The sequence below is a fragment of the Lysinibacillus sp. SGAir0095 genome, from assembly GCF_005491425.1.
Lineage (GTDB): Bacteria > Bacillota > Bacilli > Bacillales_A > Planococcaceae > Ureibacillus.
The window spans coordinates 2,026,157-2,046,951 of sequence record NZ_CP028083.1 but is presented as its reverse complement, the minus strand read 5'-3'; the positions used below and the strand labels follow the sequence as shown (position 1 = coordinate 2,046,951).

The 20,795-nt window shown below is 36.0% G+C and carries 23 protein-coding genes and 1 pseudogene; 4 read left to right on the top strand and 20 right to left on the bottom strand.

What is annotated here, in order from left to right; all coding sequences use genetic code 11:
* Positions 1-142 precede the first annotated feature (142 nt).
* Positions 143-472: a DUF3870 domain-containing protein gene (locus tag C1N55_RS10060; RefSeq protein WP_137728703.1), complete on the top strand. Its 330-nt coding sequence runs from the start codon at positions 143-145 to the stop codon at positions 470-472.
* Between the two features lie 19 nt (positions 473-491).
* Here C1N55_RS10060 and C1N55_RS10055 read toward each other — a convergent pair whose 3' ends face one another.
* The 9 genes from C1N55_RS10055 to C1N55_RS10015 form a co-directional block, all read right to left on the bottom strand.
* Positions 492-1,688 (bottom strand): thiolase family protein, encoded by a 1,197-nt coding sequence (locus C1N55_RS10055; RefSeq protein WP_137728702.1) that lies wholly within the window; start codon positions 1,686-1,688, stop codon positions 492-494.
* Positions 1,689-1,706: 18 nt separating this feature from the next.
* Positions 1,707-2,339: a 3-oxoacid CoA-transferase subunit B gene (locus C1N55_RS10050; protein ID WP_137728701.1), complete on the bottom strand. Its 633-nt coding sequence runs from the start codon at positions 2,337-2,339 to the stop codon at positions 1,707-1,709.
* Positions 2,332-3,018 carry a CoA transferase subunit A gene (locus tag C1N55_RS10045; protein ID WP_137728700.1) on the bottom strand — a complete coding sequence of 229 codons (687 nt, stop codon included), beginning with the start codon at positions 3,016-3,018 and terminating at the stop codon, positions 2,332-2,334. The genes C1N55_RS10050 and C1N55_RS10045 overlap by 8 nt, the downstream gene beginning before the upstream one ends.
* 16 nt (positions 3,019-3,034) lie before the next feature.
* The gene (locus C1N55_RS10040) at positions 3,035-3,751 is read right to left on the bottom strand and encodes a carboxymuconolactone decarboxylase family protein (protein ID WP_137728699.1); all 717 of its coding nucleotides are present in this window, start codon (positions 3,749-3,751) and stop codon (positions 3,035-3,037) included.
* Between the two features lie 206 nt (positions 3,752-3,957).
* The gene (locus C1N55_RS10035; protein ID WP_255502532.1) at positions 3,958-4,833 is read right to left on the bottom strand and encodes an alpha/beta fold hydrolase; all 876 of its coding nucleotides are present in this window, start codon (positions 4,831-4,833) and stop codon (positions 3,958-3,960) included.
* A gap of 897 nt (positions 4,834-5,730) precedes the next feature.
* Positions 5,731-6,225, bottom strand: coding sequence for a cysteine hydrolase family protein (locus C1N55_RS10030; RefSeq protein ID WP_137728697.1), 495 nt, complete (start codon positions 6,223-6,225; stop codon positions 5,731-5,733).
* A 399-nt stretch (positions 6,226-6,624) separates the two neighbouring features.
* Complete coding sequence (locus C1N55_RS10025) at positions 6,625-7,650, bottom strand: C45 family autoproteolytic acyltransferase/hydrolase (RefSeq protein WP_137728696.1); 1,026 nt, start codon at positions 7,648-7,650, stop codon at positions 6,625-6,627.
* Positions 7,651-7,760: 110 nt separating this feature from the next.
* The gene (locus tag C1N55_RS10020; RefSeq protein WP_137728695.1) at positions 7,761-7,994 is read right to left on the bottom strand and encodes a cyclase; all 234 of its coding nucleotides are present in this window, start codon (positions 7,992-7,994) and stop codon (positions 7,761-7,763) included.
* A 131-nt stretch (positions 7,995-8,125) separates the two neighbouring features.
* Complete coding sequence (locus C1N55_RS10015; protein WP_137728694.1) at positions 8,126-8,860, bottom strand: SDR family NAD(P)-dependent oxidoreductase; 735 nt, start codon at positions 8,858-8,860, stop codon at positions 8,126-8,128.
* 286 nt (positions 8,861-9,146) lie between these two features.
* Here C1N55_RS10015 and C1N55_RS10010 point away from each other — a divergent pair, with 286 nt between their 5' ends.
* A complete protein-coding gene (locus tag C1N55_RS10010) occupies positions 9,147-9,863 on the top strand; it encodes a CPBP family intramembrane glutamic endopeptidase (RefSeq protein WP_137728693.1) in 717 nt (238 codons plus the stop codon).
* Positions 9,864-9,939: 76 nt separating this feature from the next.
* Here C1N55_RS10010 and C1N55_RS10005 read toward each other — a convergent pair whose 3' ends face one another.
* The 8 genes and pseudogenes from C1N55_RS10005 to C1N55_RS09965 form a co-directional block, all read right to left on the bottom strand.
* Entirely contained in the window at positions 9,940-10,689 is a 750-nt protein-coding gene (locus C1N55_RS10005) for an ABC transporter permease (protein WP_137728692.1), read from the bottom strand.
* Positions 10,690-11,451, bottom strand: a complete 762-nt coding sequence (locus tag C1N55_RS10000) for an ABC transporter ATP-binding protein (RefSeq protein ID WP_137728691.1) — start codon at positions 11,449-11,451, stop codon at positions 10,690-10,692.
* A gap of 166 nt (positions 11,452-11,617) precedes the next feature.
* Positions 11,618-11,959: a DUF1048 domain-containing protein gene (locus C1N55_RS09995; RefSeq protein WP_137728690.1), complete on the bottom strand. Its 342-nt coding sequence runs from the start codon at positions 11,957-11,959 to the stop codon at positions 11,618-11,620.
* Positions 11,960-12,029: 70 nt separating this feature from the next.
* Entirely contained in the window at positions 12,030-12,350 is a 321-nt protein-coding gene (locus C1N55_RS09990; protein ID WP_137728689.1) for a PadR family transcriptional regulator, read from the bottom strand.
* Between the two features lie 1,080 nt (positions 12,351-13,430).
* Positions 13,431-14,462 carry a S66 family peptidase gene (locus C1N55_RS09980; protein ID WP_137728688.1) on the bottom strand — a complete coding sequence of 344 codons (1,032 nt, stop codon included), beginning with the start codon at positions 14,460-14,462 and terminating at the stop codon, positions 13,431-13,433.
* Positions 14,463-14,647: 185 nt separating this feature from the next.
* Positions 14,648-14,827 carry a DUF6440 family protein gene (locus C1N55_RS09975; protein ID WP_137728687.1) on the bottom strand — a complete coding sequence of 60 codons (180 nt, stop codon included), beginning with the start codon at positions 14,825-14,827 and terminating at the stop codon, positions 14,648-14,650.
* Between the two features lie 159 nt (positions 14,828-14,986).
* Positions 14,987-15,397 (bottom strand): annotated as a pseudogene (locus C1N55_RS09970) (aldo/keto reductase); the annotation flags it as partial.
* Between the two features lie 8 nt (positions 15,398-15,405).
* Complete coding sequence (locus C1N55_RS09965; RefSeq protein ID WP_137728685.1) at positions 15,406-15,954, bottom strand: TetR/AcrR family transcriptional regulator; 549 nt, start codon at positions 15,952-15,954, stop codon at positions 15,406-15,408.
* Positions 15,955-16,298: 344 nt separating this feature from the next.
* On the opposite strand from C1N55_RS09965, the gene C1N55_RS09960 reads away from it, so the two are divergent.
* Positions 16,299-17,162: an aldo/keto reductase gene (locus C1N55_RS09960; protein WP_137728684.1), complete on the top strand. Its 864-nt coding sequence runs from the start codon at positions 16,299-16,301 to the stop codon at positions 17,160-17,162.
* 23 nt (positions 17,163-17,185) lie between these two features.
* Positions 17,186-17,593, top strand: coding sequence for a cupin domain-containing protein (locus tag C1N55_RS09955; protein ID WP_137728683.1), 408 nt, complete (start codon positions 17,186-17,188; stop codon positions 17,591-17,593).
* 256 nt (positions 17,594-17,849) lie between these two features.
* Here C1N55_RS09955 and C1N55_RS09950 read toward each other — a convergent pair whose 3' ends face one another.
* The 3 genes from C1N55_RS09950 to bioB form a co-directional block, all read right to left on the bottom strand.
* A complete protein-coding gene (locus C1N55_RS09950; protein WP_137728682.1) occupies positions 17,850-18,815 on the bottom strand; it encodes a nucleoside hydrolase in 966 nt (321 codons plus the stop codon).
* Positions 18,816-18,971: 156 nt separating this feature from the next.
* Positions 18,972-19,298, bottom strand: a complete 327-nt coding sequence (locus C1N55_RS09945) for an antibiotic biosynthesis monooxygenase family protein (RefSeq protein WP_137728681.1) — start codon at positions 19,296-19,298, stop codon at positions 18,972-18,974.
* Positions 19,299-19,685: 387 nt separating this feature from the next.
* Positions 19,686-20,678, bottom strand: a complete 993-nt coding sequence (gene bioB / locus C1N55_RS09940) for a biotin synthase BioB (protein ID WP_137728680.1) — start codon at positions 20,676-20,678, stop codon at positions 19,686-19,688.
* Between the last annotated feature and the right edge of the window lie 117 nt (positions 20,679-20,795).

The following is a 20,795-nucleotide window of genomic DNA, read 5'->3' as shown; positions in this document are numbered from 1 at the left end:
AGCATTTTTTCCCTCTGATAAACTATAAAAAATCCACATTAATTAAAAACGCTTACATAATTTTAAAAATTAATATTTTTTATGATTTTCTGAATAATAGTGATAAAATTAACCTGTCATTCATAATACGGAGGTTATATTCATGCAACAGTTATCCACAGTTATTGTTACTGCATATGCAAAGGCTCCACAAGGTACGTCCATGTATGAGATTTACAAACATGCAGGAATTGTTTTAGAAATCGATAAAGTAACACATCAAATCGTTGATGCTGAATTTACTTTTATCACAGATTTAGCTCAAAACTATTTCAAACGAATGCTGATTGGCTTTGATATGACATCAAACCTTGATGAGTTGGTTAAAAGAGTAGATACCCATTATTTTGCACCCTCAACAGGTTCTGTGACTGTTGCATTAAAATCTGCACAAAAACGTTATTTAGAAAAAATAAATTCAATCGATGTATAATATGTGAGGCTATTCAGCTTCACATATTATGTTGGCAATTTTCAACGATTGTTGTAATGCCTAGCCCTCCAGCAATACATAACGTTACTAAGCCGAAGCGTTTGCCAGTTCTCTCTAACTCATGAATTAGTTTTGTCATTAAAATGGCCCCTGTTGCCCCAATAGGATGACCCATTGCAATCGCTCCACCATTTGGATTCACCTTGCTAGAATCCAAACCAAGTTCTTTAATGACCGCTAACGATTGTGCTGCAAATGCTTCATTTAATTCAATTACATCAATATCATCAATAGTTAAATTGGCTTGTTTAAGTGCCTTTATTGTAGCGGGTGCAGGACCAATCCCCATAATCGAGGGATCTACACCTGCAGAAGCTTGAGCAATAATTTTCACTTTTGGTTGATAGCCCAATTCCTCTGCCTTCTCCTTCGACATGACAAGCAATGCTGCAGCTCCATCATTTCTGCCACTACTATTACCAGCAGTTACAGAACCATCTTGACGAAACACAGGCTTCAATGTCGCTAGCTTTTCGATTGATGATAGACGAGGATGCTCATCCACTGTAAATAATGTAGTTGATTTACGTGTTTTTATTTCATAAGGTACAATTTGCTTTTCAAAATAGCCCTGTTTAATTGCTTCTGCTGTACGCTTCTGGCTATCGTAAGCAAACGCATCTTGCTCCTTTCGAGATATATTATATTTATCTACTAAATTTTCTGCTGTTTCGCCCATAGTTTTAATACCGTAAGATTCTGGCTGTGATCCAGGTTGACTTTCGGTATTCGAATCTAAAATTAATCCGTTACCTGCGCCAAAACCAAAACGAGCATTTCGTAAATAATATGGTGCTGTGCTCATCGATTCAGCTCCGCCAGCAATAATAATATCACTATAGCCTAAAGCGATTTGCTGAGCTGCGTTATTAATCGATTGCAAGCCCGAACCACACTGTCGATGTACTGTGTAGGCCGGAACTTCAACAGGAATTTCTGCGCGCAATAATGCTAGTCGTGCCAAATTTGATTGATCTGCACTTTGTTTTGCTTGTCCTAAAATAACCTCATCGATAATTGAAGTATCTAAGTTATTTTGTTGAATTAGTTCCTGAATAACCTTAGCTCCTAAAAAATCAGCTGTTTCATTCATTAAGGAGCCACCGATTTTTCCAATAGCTGTACGAATCCCATCTACGATAACTACTTCCCTCATTTTCAAGTACCTCCCTAGTTATAAAGAATTAACAAAATCAGCCTCGGTATTTGCATTTACTTGTTCTAAAGTGACATCTGGCATTAGCTCCACTAAATGTAATTGACCATCAATATATTTAAATACCGCTAATTCCGTAATAATTGTATCTACACTTCTTGTAGACGTTATTGGATATGTGCATTCTTTTAAAATTTTACTTTTTCCATCTTTGGATGTATGCGTCATTGTCACAATGACTTTGTTCGCACCTACCAATAAGTCCATCGCTCCGCCTACACCTATAATAGTTTTTCCTGGAACAGCCCAGTTAGCGATGCGCGCTGATTCGTCAACCTGTAATACACCCAAAATCGCAACATCTACGTGACCTCCACGAATCATACCGAATGAATCGGCACTATGAAAAAAGGATGAACCGCTTGCTTCTCCAACTGGAATCTTTCCTGCATTTACGAGGTTTGGATCAATATCTTCGTCGTTCACGTCATCCACTCCAAGCATTCCATTCTCTGTATGGAAGAAAATATTTGAGGTAGAAACATATTTTGCAACAAGAGTTGGTATTCCAATTCCTAGATTAATAACCTGGCCGTCATCCACTTCCTGTGCAGCTCTTTTTGCAATCATTTCTTGCACATAATTAGCCATGCTCGACGACCCCCTCTTTTGTTAAGATCTTTTTCGCTAAAATAATTCGATCAATGAATAAATGAGGTGTGACAATGGTATCGCCATCTAACTCACCAATCTCAACGATTTCATCCACCTCTACGATGACTGTTTTTGCCGCTGTAGCCATTAATGGATTAAAGTTTCGAGCCGTTTTGTAGTAAATTAAGTTTCCAAGCTTGTCAGCCTTATGTGCTCTAATAATCGCAACATCAGCAGTCAGCGCTTCCTCGAAAACGTATTCCTCTTCTTTAATGATTTTAATTTCTTTTCCTTTTGCTAAATCTGTACCCACTGAGGTTTTTGTATAGTAGCCCCCTATACCTGCGCCCCCTGCTCGAATAGATTCTGCTAAAGTTCCCTGAGGTAATAATACAATTTCAAGCTCACCACGTTGATAAGCTTCTCCAACATCCCGGTTCCCTGTAAAGTACGAGCCGATTGCCTTCTTAACCTTTTTCTGGTTAAGAAGTTTCCCTAAGCCCTCTCCTTTTTCACCGAGATTATTGCTAATAATCGTTAAATCGCTAACGTCAAGCTCACCTAAAGTATCAATTAGTGTAAGTGGTCCTCCCACTAAGCCGAAGCCACCAACCATAAGCGTTTGACCACTTTCCAAGCAAGAGAGCGCCTCTTTGGCCGAGTTATAAATTTTCATTGTGATACTCACTCCATTATTTTTCTATAAGTGCATCGCTAATTTCAAACCAAGATGGAATACCTGCTGTTAATAGGCAAATGTAGCCCAGTTCAGCTAGTCTTGGCTCATCAACTCCATTTTCACGTGCTTTTTTCGCCCAATAATTTGTTTCTTCATTTTTGAGCACTGTAGTATAAATTCCAGTCATTAAAATGTATTTCATATCTTTGGCTACAACATTAGACTCTAGCAATTTTTCTGTTAAAGCGTTCGCATCTTTAGCTGCAAAGAGTGTAATTAATTCTTTGTAGTACTCACGGCTTTCATCAGTAGTAGCGAATGAGCTGTAATAATGAGCAATTTCTTCGGCAGTTGAATCGTGAGAGATATTATCTGCCTCTACTCCGATAAGCTGTAGCGCATACTCAAATGATTGCAGTCCAATTTGTAAGGCTGTTTCTCCACCGAAGTTGTATGCAATTAATAAATATTCAGCTAATTCCTCTAGCGTCGCACCGCCATCAATAGCACCCTTTGTATGGTAAACCATACTGCGTGCATAATGTCTTGCAGCATTCATCCCAACTAGTAAAATATCTTTCTCTTTTACAGAAAGGGTACCGGCTGACATTGCAGCTCCACGAAGTGCTGTATAGTGATCTAGCATCTCTGGGTTATAATCGTGCATCTTTTGCACCCAACCCGGAACAACGTCATATACTTTTTTGAAATACTCTAATCCTTTTGACATACAAAATCTTCCCCTTATCGTTAGTGATAATAAAAAAGACTACACCAAATCAAGCATGTGTAAAATCACATACAGTAGATTAGTGTAGTCAACAGTCGGATGGGGATAGTAAGAGAAGGTTGTTCCCTTATAGCCATCCGATAGACATTGCAGATTTGATTAATTAAATATTTGCACAAATATCAAAAAATTTCAATAACTTTTTTTTACAAATTCGCAATAAACTGCTCTATTTTGCCATTTACATCACTGCGGTTTTCAAATACAAGTGTGTAATGATTACTATCAGAGGTTACTTTATGAATATCAGCCGCATATTGCTGTGTTTCGCTATATGATTCTGCTAAAAATAACGGGGGCATTTGGCCAATATCACCTTGAGAGTGAATTAACAAAATCGGACAAGTTATTTTCTCAAAAACATCTTGGGGCTTAAAGTCATAAAAACTTCGGAAATCTTGTAGCAGCTTATCCTCGTCAGATTTATTTTCCCAATAGCTCCCATGCTCAGCTATTTCATAACGTCCTACATGCTCAAGATGGTCAGTCCATTCAACACCTAGACGATGATAGATAGCCTTAATTTCCTCGATGTAAGCCTCTGCCGACTCATACTGTTTACTTATACGGCCTAATGAAGGCTCCACAATTTTCCCCTGGTGCTCCGTGCAAGTTGCAGCACCGTCTAGTAAAATGAGACCCTTTACATCTTCATGATTGCTAGCAACCTTTGACATAATAAAGGCACCCATAGAATAGCCCATTAAAATCGGATTTTGGATATTCAGCTCTTCTATTAGTGCTTCAATATCCTTTGTATGCTGCTCAATACCAGTATTTTCTGGTGCAGGTGCACTATTACCTCGTCCCTTTAAATCAACAGAAATAAAACGATACTCACCCTTTAGCAATTCCGCATAATAATGCAATTGTTTGTGATTACCAGTCAAACCATGTGCTGCAATAATCGTCCCTTTTTCACCTGGATAGTCTGCATAAAATAAAGATCCACCATTCACTTCAATTGTTTTTAATTCCATTTCCATCCCCCTATTCGATAATTTAAAATAATAGTTACACACTATTTTCAAATAAGTCAAAATATATTTTTTGTATTGGTTTTGTTAATAGACTCTAATTAGCTAGATTAGTATAGTTTATAAACCAAGTATTTTGCGGAGCTTGTAAACAAATACTTCTATATTCTTCTTTATAAATTATTGAATTTGCAAAATAGGATCCAATCTTTTTTAATAGTGTTTTTTAATATTTTAATATATTTATTTTCAGGTTAATTTTTTTAAAAAATATAACTGCACTTTGTTAGTTCCAAGTCATATAAAATTGATAATAAATTTGAATTAATTTCCGGTTGATAGGTTATCTGTTCTTGTAACTTTCTAAATAAAAATTAGTTACTAAATGATAGCAACTAATCTTCTAAGGTTACTCAACAATGAGCATGTTTAATGAGAAAAACTTTCCTTATTGAAGGAAAACTCATGATTGTTGAGTGCTAGAGATACCTCTCAGCTTAAACTATCTTTATCACCTTTTATAAGTACATAAAACACAAGAGCTACAGCAAACACAAGCAGTACAATAAATATAGCTATTAGTTCCATTGAAAAACCTCTTCGAGTAAATTTGCTCTACATTTAAATAAGTTCAGGGGATTATTATGGTTTCCAAAAAATCTAACATCAAACAGTTATTTTATAAATCTTCATAGAAACCATTAATTTGATCAATGAACAGTAATAATTATGTTTTTTCCTTTTCCATAACCTGAGCATTTAAGAAAAAAAGCACTCTCCTTTTTAAGGAAAGCGCTAAAACGTAGGGAATCATTAATTATTTCTTATTGGAGGTAGTAGGCAGCTATTAGTTTGAGAGACCTTATTTTAAAAATCAATGTGTTCTAGCTCTCTTTGAACCAGGTATATGAAAGGACTACTCGATTTAAAGATGATTCTTTACTAGAAAAAAGTTAAAAATCTATTATTCCAGAGATTCTCATGATGCTCAATGATTGTCTTAGCTCCTAGAAGGTCATTATTTAGAGTGGTAGTTAACCCTTTTTTCATAGATAATTCGTATCCTAATCCATGAGCCATTCTAATCGTTGTATCTACACAAAATTCAGTTTGTGCACCACAAATTTCGAGTTTATTTATATTTAATTTTCTAAGCTGATCATCCAAGTCAGTTTTGTAAAATGAGTTTGCATGTGTTTTGTTGATAAAGAAATCGGTATCTTTTGCATTTAGTTCCGGAAATAGTTGCCATTGTGGAGAATTGAGAACTAAATCACAATCATTATGTTGAACAAAAAATATAGGATTGTTTTTTTCTCTAAATACATGAATTCTTTGATTAACTTCTTCTAATACATTTTCTAAATTAAATAGTGAATCATTATCAGGCTGGACACCAATTTGCAAGTCGATAATTATTAATGCTGATTTTTCCACAATTTTTATCTCCTTATACTATTCTATAATTTATTAATTTAACTTTAGCATAAAATCCTCCTTAGGTTCTTTTTTTTATATAATTTAGTCTCTAACCTAAAGAAAAAGAACAATTCTTGCTATAGAATTGCACACATTCATTTCTATTTCTCACAAACCAATTTGTCATTTGAGTAAATTCTCCATTGTCCACATAAATTCCCTTTTAGTAAGGTATGTTTTCCGGATGTATCTGCACCTATTAGAGGAAAATGCCCTGAATTGCTTGCGTAAACTGAACTAAACCACTTGATGGCTAAAAGTAGATGTTTCAAATCACTAGTGATATTCTGTTGTACCTGATTCAAATTATCGTTTTCGTAAAGTGAAATTCAATCGTTGAAAGTCAGCATCTTAAAATTAAAAAACTGTTTGGTTAATTTTTCCCTTTTTAACTTTCGGGAGATTAATAGTTCCATCCAAATAATTTCTTAGGGAGAGCGTCATTGGCTCACTGTTCTCGCCAATACCAATGATGAGGCTTAACTCTTTTGGTAAATAGACAACTGTATGCAGCGTTCCAAAATACTCTTTATAGTATTTAAAAAATAATGGAGAATTTCCATCATTAAAACGACGATAGGCAGATAATGGTGAGAGTTCCTCTGTTAATAAGCTACTTATAAATTCCTTGCGATTTATTGACCCCTGAAACTCTTGCTTATTTTTTTCTTGTAATATTTCTGATTCGAAATGATTCGTACAAATTAATGGGTTTTTGAAATTTACACACTGTTTTTCAGGAGTTGCCTCCACAACAACACCATTTCCACTTGGATCTGTAATCGAATAATTGTAGCAAAATCCATGTGGGATGGTTGATAGTAAATCTACTGCCTCTTCTATACACCCACACTGCTCCAATAACATTCTAACAATTGTCGTTGCAATGAAACCTTCTGCCTTGTGTTGATTATTTACAAAATGTAATCCTACAACTAATCCTTTTTCATTCATCCCATCAAGCCTTCCAATTAGTTGCTGGCTAAACCCTACACTTGCGTAACCATCGACAGGATTAGTTAAAACGATTCTTGCATCGTATAGCTCTGGACTAAAATCATAATTTCGTACATAATAGTCATTATTTATAAGGGCAGTACAGCCCATTGAAGGAAAGGTTACATCATAACCACTATAAAGTCTAATGATGGTAGCAATCTCCATACCTAATCCTTCTGCAAGACCTCCAAGTTCTTCTAAAAGATTCGGAGAAATAGACTTTAATAGTTCTTCGGCTTTCTTTGAATTTGAATTAACAGTTAACCCCTCTAAAATATTAAGTTGTTCTCTAAGCTCCGTCGTTTTAATTTCTTTACTTTGCTCGAGACCCATTTCATAAGAACTTCCCTTTAATTCCACAATTCTGACCTTCAAGTCCTCCATTTGTCATTCTCCTCCTTATTCGATTGGATTACCAGTCAGCAGCAACTCCTATTTTACTTAACAATATTTCTATCGATTTCTCCGATTGTAGGGCATTCTAATCATTGTATTTACTTAAACTCTTTTCCGTCAGCTGGTTTTCGCTTATGTTTTTCATTTATGATTTTCTTGTTTAAAATCCTTACTTCACCAACCATTAACAATCTCATATCTTCAACAATATACCTAGCCAACTCCTCGTCAGAAATGTCATCTCCATCTATATCGAGACGGAATTCCTGTCCTTGAATTGCACCGCCATTGGTAAACTCGATTTCAAAGTCGAATAGCACTCTTTTATCCACTTCATTCCACCTTATTTATAGTTTTATTTATAATATCTATATTCAAGGTAAAAAAACAAATACCATATTCCAGTACCTTTCTTCGCTACTATTAAGATAAGTATAAGCAAAAATCTCAAAACGAACTTCAACTATCTTAGATACCCTCCATTATTTATATCGAATGTCGCACCTGTATAATGCTTTGATTTATCTGATAATAAGAAGATAACAGTATCTGCAACATCTTCAGGCAATACTGGTGTGTTGATGAGTTGGTGATTTAAGTACTCCTCTTTCCTCCAATTAGGGATTGCATCCATCATAGGGGTATTAACCATTGTAGGAGCAACAGCATTTACTCTGATGTAAGGTGAGAAATTCATAGCACTGCTTTTAGTTAATCCCAGTATGGCAGCTTTTGATAGCCCGTAAATTGCATCTGAACTGCCTTCAATGCCTGACACGGAAGACATATTCACGATTACTCCCATACCTTTGCTTTGAAGTATTTTCTTCCCGAACAATTGAGAGAAATAAATAGATCCCTTAACGTTTATATCCAGAACTTTATCAATGTCATCTGCTTGATAATCCAGTATATTCTTTGCCAAATAGATTCCAGCATTATTAACTAAACAATCTACTTCAGAATGCTCAGTTTCAACATATTCAAAAAAACTCACAACGTCTTCATACTTACTTACATCTAACTGATATGTATGCAAAACATGATAGTCATCTACAGACCGTTCTAACTCATGTAAGGAATCTTCATTAATATCACAAGCTATCACTGAAGCACCTTGAAATAAACATTGTTTAACAATTTCTTTTCCAATTCCAGAAGCTGCACCTGTTATTATTACTTTTCTATTTTTAAGCATTCCTAAGTTCTCCTCAACATTTCATTATTTAACTAATTTTTTTGTGCATTACCCATCCCTTCTTTACACTGCGCATCCCTGTAATAAAAAAATAGGTAGATTATATATATTTCTACCTAACCCTTATAATTCCCCTTCTAATATTCCAAATTTTGGTGTATCGTCAATCTTTTTGCTTTTTGTGCTAATGATAAAAACAACTTTTTACTTATTACTCTTCTGTACTAGGTGCTTTTTACAATATAATACATTTATAGGATAAGATTTAAATAAAGGGGTGGATTTTATGGTCTTTTGTCTTTGGATAATCATTATTTTCACTTTGTTATACGAACCGATTATTGGCTATTTCGAATATCAAAAATTTAAAATTGCTGTTAGAGAAGATGGAAATGTAAGAACAAAGTATTATAAAAAACTTATTGTTGATCTTTGGATTCCGACCATTTCAATTTTACTATTGGTCATTGTAACTGAAATCAATTTAAAAGATATTGGAATTGCTATGCCAACTATCAATACTGGCCCTCAAGGATCTGTGGTGACATATTCGATATTAATAATTGTTTTTCTATACCTACTAATTGTTTTATATAATTGTGTAGGCTACCATTTTAGCAGCAAAATTAGAAAGAAGTTTATACAAGCAAAAGAAAGTCAATTAAATACAGTCAGTTTCTCAGAAATTATGCCTGTTACCAGGGAGGAGAAACACATATGGAACTACGTTTCTTTAACAGCAGGAGTTACCGAAGAAATAATATATAGAGGCTTCTTAATCTTTGCTTTTTCTTATCTATTTCCTGATTTATCAATTTGGTTAGTTCTCATTTTTACTTCCCTTCTGTTCGGACTTGCCCATACCTATCAAGGATTTTCTGGGGTTATAAGGACTACAGTTGTTGGAGTGCTTTTTGCTTGTTTGTATATTGGGATAGGTTCGATTTTACCTCTAATTGTTTTACATTTCTTAATAGATTACGTTGCCAAATTGGGAGATTGAAACAATACTAATATTTAGAACAATAAACAAGCTGTGATAAATATTCACAGCTTGTTTGTAATAATAGGGCTTTTACTTACCCTAACTGGCGTTTAAATGCTTTACTTGCGAAGAAGTAAGCAATGATTATGATACTAATGCACCAGGCAAGTGCAATCCAGATATCATCACCCACAACACCTTCATACAAGAGGCCACGAATTGCATCCACTATTGAAGTTACTGGCTGGTTCTCAGCGAACACACGGACAATTTTAGGCATTGTTTCGGTAGGGACAAATGCCGAACTGATAAAAGGCAAGAAAATCAGCGGATAAGAGTACGCTGTCGCCCCTTCCATTGATTTCGCTGTCAATCCAGGAATGACCGCCAGCCATGTGAGCGCCAACGTAAACAAACCAATTATCCCAGCTATTGCAAACCAATCCAGGAGATTAGCGCTGGAACGAAAACCCATCAATAGCGCAACCAGTATAACTACTACTAGAGTCAATGCATTGGAAACGAGCGAGGTTAACACGTGTGCCCATAATACCGACGATCGTTTGATGGGCATAGTAACGAAACGAGCCATCAGACCACTATTCACATCCGTAAACAACCGCACGGAAGTGTATGCGACGCCGGATGCGATAGTAATCAGCAAAATTCCGGGCAGTAAATAATTGACATAGTTATCCGTACCTGTATCTATAGCGCCTCCAAATACATAAACAAATAACAGCATCATCATAATCGGCGTAATCGCTACTGTGATAATTGTATCTGGGCTACGGAGTATGTTACGCATTAAACGACCTAGTAATACACCTGTTTTGCTTTTCATTTAGATTTCCCCCTTTTTGCCGATGATAGAGAGGAAAATTTCCTCTAATGACGGCTGTTTCTCGATATACTCCACTTTTGCTGGCGGGAACATCTCTTTAAGTTCGGTAAGGGTACCGCTCGTGATGATTTTTCCGTCATGCAGGATGGCGATACGGTCCGCCAGTTGTTCTGCTTCCTCCAGGTACTGAGTCGTCAGCAGGATCGTCGTGCCGCCACCAGCAAGTTCTTTGACTGTATCCCAAACTTCAATTCGTGCTTCTGGGTCAAGTCCCGTTGTAGGTTCGTCGAGAAAAATAACTTCAGGGGTACCAATTAGACTCATGGCAATATCAAGTCGACGCTTCATGCCGCCGGAATACTGGTCTGCTCGGCGGTTGGCTGCATCGCTCAAGCTGAATCTTGCAAGCAGATTGTCGGCAACAAGAGCAGGATTGGAAACTCCCCGCAATTTAGCGATCATTATCAGGTTTTCTCGTCCGGTTAGCATGCCGTCTAAAGCTGCAAACTGCCCCGTCAGGCTGATGCTCTGGCGAACTTGATTCGGTTGAAGCTGAACGTCAAAACCGCAAATACTTACATCACCGTCATCAGGTTTTATTAGTGTCGAGAGGATATTGACCATCGTTGTTTTACCTGCACCATTTGAGCCTAATAGTGCAAAAATGGTCCCCCTTCGAACCTCAATATCCACTCCCTTTAAGACTTCCTTATCCTTATAGGATTTTTTAACACCTTTTACAGAAATGACTGCATTGTTCATCTATTTTCCTCCTTATCATAAGCTCCTTTTAGAGCTAGAAATCTGACCTTCCTCTATATAGTCTCACTGGTAACCAGTATGACTTACTACTGGATTGAAAAATAACTGAATAGCGAAGGTGGCATTTCACATTAGTGATATCTATTCAGTCGTATGTCTATTGAATTTATTTTTTTCCTAATTTCTTGTTGATACTTTCATTTAAATCTTCACGATACTTAGCGACATAGGTTTTAGCGTTTGCCACAAGTTCATCGGCAAATGATGCCACGTCGGTCCCAGTGATTTCTAGCACTTGTCTGCCTTCAGCTGCGCCTTCTTCGAACAAGTCGATTAATTCATATTGAATGTTCAGCATATCCATCCCGTTCCCTGCTGCGAAATTCCACATATAATTTTGAATTTTCTTAAATACAAACTGATAATCCTCTGGCAAGGCTTCAACCCGTGCCATCATCATTTTGTACTCTTTTTTATCACCAATCAGTTTTTTGAATAGTTCCATCATGTTATTTTTTCCTCCTTTGTATTAGCTGAAAAAGATATTCCACAAATCTAAGATGGAATATTTTATGCAGCTACATTGACTTCAGTACGTTTATTTTTGATGATACAAAATCCCACTTTTTCCAAAACAATTCAAGTTCCTGCCGGCCGGACTCATTAAGTGAGTAAAATTTGCGGGGTGGTCCCATATCTGATGGTTTCTTTTCAACGTTCACCAATTTTTTCTTTTCTAATCGCACCAGTATGGTGTAGACCGTCCCCTCCACGACTTCGGTAAACCCAAGTTGATTAAGATGACGGGTAATTTCATAGCCATAAGTTTCATGGCGGCTAATGATTTCCAATACACAGCCCTCAAGCGCACCCTTCAGCATTTCAGTTAAATTCTCCATGTTCATAACCTCCTCTATTCTGTCTGACTTATAATCAGTATCACTTAGTACTGAAGAAAAATTTTACTTAATAGCATTTTTGGAAAGCGCTATTAAGTATTGCTTTTTAAAAAGTATTTTGTAATATTTTCTTGGAAAATTATCTCGACCATTAATCAGGTTTATTAGTATTAAGTATTACTTACTACAGGTACATCGTAACACTGAGTAGTAAGTCTGTCAACTGGAATTTGTAATTTTTTTAAACTGCTAGCAACATTGGATACATCTGCTTTTCTTTATAAAGCTTGTCCTTTACTCTATTCCTTCTTACATTGTTTACACCGCTGAGTTGTTAACCTTCCAATTTTTCACCTCACGGATGACATATAGCGGTTATAGAGATTCGAACATTCCTTTATACAGTCCAAATATAATTTTCTTATTTCCTCATCCGGACATAATTTTAGATAGCTTTCACTTTTCAATAAGGAAATAAGAGGTTTCATTTCGTAATAGTATTCGTCATTTTCCTTTTGTGTAAGTAGTTTCTTATAACCTTCTAATATCTTAAAATAATAGTTATCCATCACACGATATTTACACTTCGATAACGCTGAATAATAAAAAGTGTTTATTTCTCTTGTTATAGATTTAGCAAGGTCCATTTCGCTATCTCCTAAATAAGTATGAGTGGCTTGTGAGTAGTATCGATACTCATCAACACTAAACAGTTTTTGGGTTATCCGAAATTTATGCCATTTCATGACTTCCTCGTAACGAAATCCTAAAGCGGAATACATACTCGAAACCAAAACAGGTTTACTTTTTAATAAATAGTCGATAATAGTAACAATCAAATCCCTTTCATCAAGATTAGTAATTGAAGCCCAACCAATATAATTGTTGTCTAAACAACCTACGATACACACTTCTTTTTGAGGGCTAATATAAATATCAAAATATATTTCTTTATCATCTATTTTATAATTTGGTTCTCAACAATTAGTTTGATTAACCAAATTATATTTTTCTATATCCAATGCCAAAACCTCCTTTCTATTGAATAAATCCCTTGTATCTCTTTTTCTTTGATAAAATTCATTCCACACCATTTTCTAGAATCGTGAAAGTTCGATTATCACAATTAATTTTTGCCAATCTGCCATATGGCAAAATGAATTTTGGTTCAGTATGTCCGAAATTCATGTTATAAATGATCGGCAAATCCTCCAAACCAAATTCTTTCATTACCGTTTGGATTACTTCTTTATACTCTTCATAATACTTTTCATCTTGCGGTTTGCCAAAAATGATGCCATTAGTTTTTTGTAGAATCCCTTGTGCACCATAATTTCGTAACCAATACTTAATAAGATTGGGTTCTGGTTTTTCTTCAGATGTTTCAAAGAAAAGTATGCTATTTTCCCAATATTTTTTCTCGGGCCAAAGTTCTGTTCCTTTTGCAATCTCTAGAACTTCAATACAACCACCTATCAAATGTCCTTGTATTGCACCTGATCCTTGAAGTACCTCGTATCCTATGTTTTTCTGGGTAGTCCGGCGACGGTTTATATTCTCTTCTACCCATTCCAAACGCTCACTCGTCCATTCATTAGCCGGCTGAATTTCACCAATCACCTCATTGGAGAAGAGAGTTCGTTTCACCATCTCAATTGTATAAGGATTCATCTCCACGTTCTCAGCAAAATCGGTTAAAATTGCTGGACCATAAAATGAAGAAATCCCTGCTTTATGACAAAATAAATGAGAAATGGTGACATCAGAGTAACCCATAAAAATTTTCGGGTTATCGCGTATAACATTAAAATCGATATACGGGAGTAATCGAATACTATCATCTCCACCAATATTTGCAATGATTCCCTTAATGCGCTCATCCTTAAATGCTGTCATTAAATCTTCAGCACGAGCTTGTGGATTTTTATACAGAAAGTCTGCTCCTTTCAAACTATTCGGCATTGGTATAACCTTTAGTTCAAAAATTTCCTCTAGCCTCTTTACCCCTTGTTCATATCGCCATCTAAGTGTTGGTTCACCTGCTCCACCCCAAGAAGGACTTACTGTTGCAATCAGGTCTCCTGGCTGCAATTTTTTTGGCTTAATTAACACAAGAACTCCCCCTAATATTACTCTTTTATTTATGTATATATCTTGAATTCTATATAAACACCAGATTACCTGCTGTTTTTCGATTATATGGTCAATTTAATACAAAAAAGGCACAGTTCTTGTTGCAGAACTGCGCCATATCTGGAATAAGCATTAACCAAATGGATACCTTAACTCATTCTCGACTATTTTTTATAATTCTCATCTAACAAGGGTTTTCCTTCTTGATCTACCATAACGGTCAATCCACTTCCAGCAGCATTAAGGTTCAACAAGTATAGAACTCCCGTCTGGTTATCACGAATAATCTTAAAAAACTCTAGCTTTCCTTGAGTATAAATAATTTCAAAACGTTTACTCTCCATTATCCCACTCTCCCTTAACCAGCAAATTTCTAAAATGATCCATTAATTTAAGTACGATTCTTGATAGCTTCTTTAATTTCAACATATATATGCCACTCAATTTAGAGCTATTACTCAATGCCTAATTGGAATTCGACTTATCTAGTGATGAAAAAAGTATTAGATATTAAATTTTACGTTACCGAGCCATCTTACAAATTCGGGATTTCTATGTGAAAAGAACACACTGTCTTTTGTATCTAACGTAGCAATCTTCTCCATATCTTCTTGACTTAATTCAAAGTCAAAGATATTAAAGTTTTCAATGATTCTCTCTATATGAACTGATTTTGGAATGACAACTATCCTCCTTTGTGTCAACCAACGTAAAATCACTTGGGCAACAGATTTATTATACTTTTCAGCTATCGCTACTAAAGTTTCGTTTTGGAACATGTTATTTTTCCCCTCAGCAAAAGGACCCCAAGACATTATTTGAACATTGTTCTCTCCCATAAGGTTATGACTTTCAATTTGCTGGCAGAATGGATGGGTTTCAATCTGGTTTACTGCCGGAACTACTTTATTATTTCTAGTGTTTATAATAGGTTTCTGTCCAACAGACTCCCTAATTGTTCTGCCACGACTTGCGCTGGTTCAGATAACCCTTTAGTGATCCATGACTCCACAACTTCCACAATAGCTGCCCCAAAGAATCTAAGAATAACATCCTGACTGAATCCCTTATTTATCCCTTCCATTACATCTACATCACTTTTTAATTCATCAATGACAAATTGCAAGAATCGACAACGAAATAAAGTGGCTCCTTTACTTGATAACATCGTTGAAAAGAATGCGTAATTACGTTCAAAATATTCAAACCAAATGAGATTTCCCTCAGTAAAGCTTAATTCAGATGCTGATTGACACAGTATCCTTAGTTCGTTGATATGTTCTTCAATGAGCTTATCCAACAAATCATATTTATCCAAATAGTGTAGATAAATCGTTCTACGGCCCACATTTGCTTTGTCGGAAATATCCTGCATCGTAATCCCATCCAAATTTTTTTCAGACATCAATTCAATGAAAGCATTTTTTATTGCTTCTTGAGATTTGATTATTCTTCGATCTACCTTAGACATGACAAGAGTCACCATTCCTTCTTATTAATAATGCTCAATTTAAACAAATATGTGCAATAATGCACGAATATTAGCCAATTGGTCATTGCAGACATGCTCTTTCCTTTTATAATTATACACAGATGCGTATTAATGCGTATATGTATATTTCTTGGCACTCAATTTACCGCTTTCTGAATTTATCTATGAAATATAAAAAGGAGGATTAAATGATAATGGGCTTCCAATCACCGCCGTCACCCACTGCTTACCATATATGGCTTTTTGTGAACATTTAACGCATTAGTATGCGGCAATGAAATTAGTTTAGAAAATTAACAGAACAATGCAAAGGAGATTAAATCATGTTTAATGAAACTTACAAATTATCAAATGGTGTCGAAATTCCAAAATTAGGTCTTGGTACATGGCTCCTTGACGATGCACAGACAGAGCAGGCAGTACGCGACGCGGTTTCTATCGGATATCGTCATATTGATACCGCTCAAGCTTATATGAATGAAGTAGGAGTAGGCAAAGGAATCCGTTCGTGTGGTGTCGCAAGAGAAGAACTGTTCATTACAACAAAGGTTACTGCAGAAGCAAAGACCTACGATACAGCTACACAGTCCATTAATGAGTCTCTAGAAAAAATGGGACTGGATTATGTTGACCTAATGATTATCCACAGCCCGCAGCCATGGGTGGAATTCCGTGAGGAAAAACGATACTTCCAGGAAAACAAAGAAGTATGGAAAGCCATGGAGGATGCATATAAATCAGGCAAAGTAAAGGCAATAGGGCTTTCGAACTTCCTACAGGATGATATCGATAATATTCTTGCTAGCTGTGAGATCAAGCCTATGGTAAATCAGGTCCTGGCACATGTGAGCAATACTCCTTTTGAACTGATTGAATTCTGCCAGAAAAATGACATCCTGATCGAGGCATATTCGCCAATTGCACACGGTGCAGTTCTTAATAATGCGGAGGTTCAGGTAATAGCCGATAAATATGACGTGTCTGTCGCCCAGCTTTGCCTACGTTATGCTATCCAGCTCGGTCTTGTAGTAATTCCTAAAACGGCAAATCCGAATCACATGAGAAACAATGCAGAGCTTGATTTTACTATCAGCAATGCAGATATGGAGACTTTAAAGAACTTAGAACGCATACAGGATTATGGAGAGCATAGCTACTTCCCAGTATTTGGCGGAAAACTAAAATAACAAGGTTAGTTGGAGGAATTACAATGGCTAAACATGAAGAGGTAAAAAATGGCGTTATTTTCCCTATGGGTGAGAAAAATGAAGCCTATGCACAATTTTTTGTGGGACAAAGTTATCTTAAATCATTAGTTGCTGACCCTGAAGTGAATGTTGGTGTAGGGAATGTAACCTTTGAACCAGGTTGCAGAAATAACTGGCATATCCATCGTAATGGGTTCCAAATTTTATTAGTAACTGGTGGCGAAGGATGGTACCAAGAAGAAGGAAAACCCGCTCAATTCTTGAAAGCTGGAGATGTGAATGTTACTCATGATGGTGTTAAACACTGGCATGGTGCAACAAAAGACAGCTGGTTTGAGCACATTGCCATAACTGCAGGTACGCCGGAATGGCTAGAACCTGTTGATGATGAATCTTATAATAAATTATAAAACAAATGCATCGAATCATTAGATTCGATGCATCTGTACTATTTCGTTGGCTGCCTCAAGTCTGCCTTTATATTTCAATATTTTATACAGAATTTCTTAGATGATGTTCAAGAATATGGCCTTAATTGTTGAACGTTAAACTATTTTTTTAGAAAAAGAAGAAACATAGTCAAAAACAATCCAGGTTATGGAATTCTTTAACTTTAATTTGGTAGAAAATATTGGGAAAGTCTATAGTTAAATCCGAAATAGAGATCTAAACTTCCCTCAACCTGCTTGAAATTATGTCAACTGCCCTCATAAATTCTTCAACAAAATCCTCGCGATTAACTGAATGAAGAACATGTACGTTTGGAGCTTTAGCTGTACGATTCGTATAATCAACAACTGTAGCACCAGCTGTTATACCTTCAAGTGAGACTTCAACATAGCAGGTTTGTCCTTTAAATAATTCTGGTCTAAGTAAATACATGACGGCACATACATCGTGGAAATGCAGCACTTGATCATAATTTTCTTCATGGAAAGGTGTTTTCTTAATGACATCAAAATAATATGTCACGAGTTGATATGCTTTTTCCGCAAATTCACCACCAATATCTAAAATTCTTTTCGCTTCATTTGGTGTGACAAATGCTTTATGTGTGACATCCAAACCACTCATGACAATTGGAATACCCGAACGGAACACTATTTCTACAGCGTGTGGATCCACATACGCATTAAATTCCGCAATCGGTGACATATTCCCACCTACTGCAGCACCGCCCATCCATGATATACGCTCGATTTTTGGTTTTACTTCAGGATGTGCAAGGAGCAAAGCCGCTACATTCGTTAATGGACCAGTTGCTACTATTGTTATTTTCTCATCGCTGGTCATAATCGTTTCCAGCATTGCTGTAATTGCTGGGCGTTTACTTACTGGTAATGTTGGCGCAGGAAACTGTACATTCCCAAAACCGCTTTCCCCATGGATATCTTCAGCCACTTCTAGTTCACGGAAAATGGGTTTTTCTAAACCACGTGCAATTTCAACACTCGCGCCTATATAACTTAAGAATGTACGTGCGTTGTAATTTGTTTTGTCCTGTGAAATGTTACCCGAACAGGTTGTCACTAAGCGTATGTCCAATATGTCATCATTAGCAAATGCCAAAGTTAGCATCATTGCATCATCAATTCCTGGATCTGTGTCTATAATGATTGGTAATTTAGTCATATGAAAATCCATCCTTTTTGTCTTTCTGATCGTATTCTTCGTTCTTTGCACATTCTTAATAATAAGAACTAAAGTCCCTCATCACAAATGTTTCAGAATCGTGATACATTTAGAATATAATCGCTCTTTTTTATATCTTACTTGAAAATGTTCAAATTACATTTCAAAAAAATTATGTCTTTCTACTCTGCAAACTCTAAGAGAAAAACTTTTATACCATTCTTTTATTCCTTTTTCTTGTGCTACACTATGCAATGAGTGTTCTTTCCATGCTTGAATTGATTCTAAAGAATCCCAATAGGAAACTGTAATTCCTAATTCCTCATCACGAGCACTTTCCACTCCTAAGAAACCCTTCTGCTGAGTAGCTAATTCTACCATTTTATCGGACATTTTTCCGTAACCTCTGTCCCCATCTGTTCGCCGTGAGGAAAAAATCACAGCATAATAAGGTGGTTCAGGCATTTTTCTATTTAAACTCATTACATTCCCCCACGTTTACAAATTTCAAATTTGAATGATCGTAATTATTATAGCAATTCTATAGATAGATTTAAGAAAAATTATTAAATTAAGATAATGATTATGTATCTATTCCATAAATGACTTAAAACATTAATATGGCACTACAGTTGCTACATAAAATCACAGGATTGAACATAGACATTCGAAGTAACTGCTTTGCAATTTGCTGCGAAATATGGAAATGCTTCAGATTAAGCGTTACTCCATATGAAATGATTCTATTGTCCTCCTCCCTACCACGCTATCTATTGTCCCCAATAAAATTGTTGTAGCTGTCCAAATGATTAGCGTCATTTATAAAAGGGGCAGACTCAATAGGAATTACAAGTCGCCCCCACATTTTCGTTATAATAGAGCAGCCTGTTTTTCTGCCAGCTCGATCTCAAAACCTAAATCTTTTAACATTGAATAATCCTGATGCTCTTCTTGTCCTACAGTAGTTAAATAATCCCCTACGAAAATACTATTTGCAGCATACAATCCTAGTGGTTGTAAGGAACCTAGATTTACTTCCCGGCCACCAGCAATCCGAATCTCTTTAGCTGGATTCATAAAGCGGAATAAAGCTAAAACCTTCAAGCAATAGCGAGGATTCAACTCTTTTGTGCCAGCTAGCTTCGTTCCTTCGATTGCATTTAAAAAGTTAACAGGTATAGAATCTGCATCTAGTGCTCGTAATGCACGCGCGATATCAATAACATCCTCTTTTGTTTCTCTCATGCCGATAATCGCTCCAGAACAAGGAGACAAGCCATGTTTTTTAGCAATTTCCACTGTATTGATACGATCTTCATACGTATGAGATGTTGTAATATAATCATGATGACGGGAAGATGTATTTAAATTGTGGTTGTAACGATCTACGCCAGCATCTTTTAACTGCTCTGCTTGGTCATCCTTTAATAATCCTAAGCAAGCACATACTTTTAAACCGTACATTTCTTTAATTTCCTTCACAGCTTCGCTTACTACTTTCACATCTTTGCGTGTAGGTCCTCTCCCGCTAGCGACAATACAAAATGTACCGATTTTATTTTCGAAAGCTTGTTTTGCACCTGCAAGAATTTCTTCTTTCGTAATGAAAGGATATTTTTCAATCGGAGCTTTAGAAATTGACGATTGTGAACAATAACCACAGTTTTCTGGGCAGTAGCCACTTTTAGCATTCATTATCATATTAAGCTTTACTTTTTTGCCGAAGTAATGTTTGCGAATGGTAAATGCCCCCTGCATAATCGGTAATAATTCATCATCGTCAGATTGTAAAATAGCCATTGCCATTTCGTCATTTAAAATTTTTCCTTCAATTACTTCATGAGCAAGTGTAATCCAGTTCATCATAGGACTCCTTTTTAATTTAATGGTAAGACTTTTAAGGAATTTTATTGAGGGTAAGTAAGTATTCGTACAGAGATTAAGTTAGTTATCATAGGCGTGCGAATACTTCTTGCAATA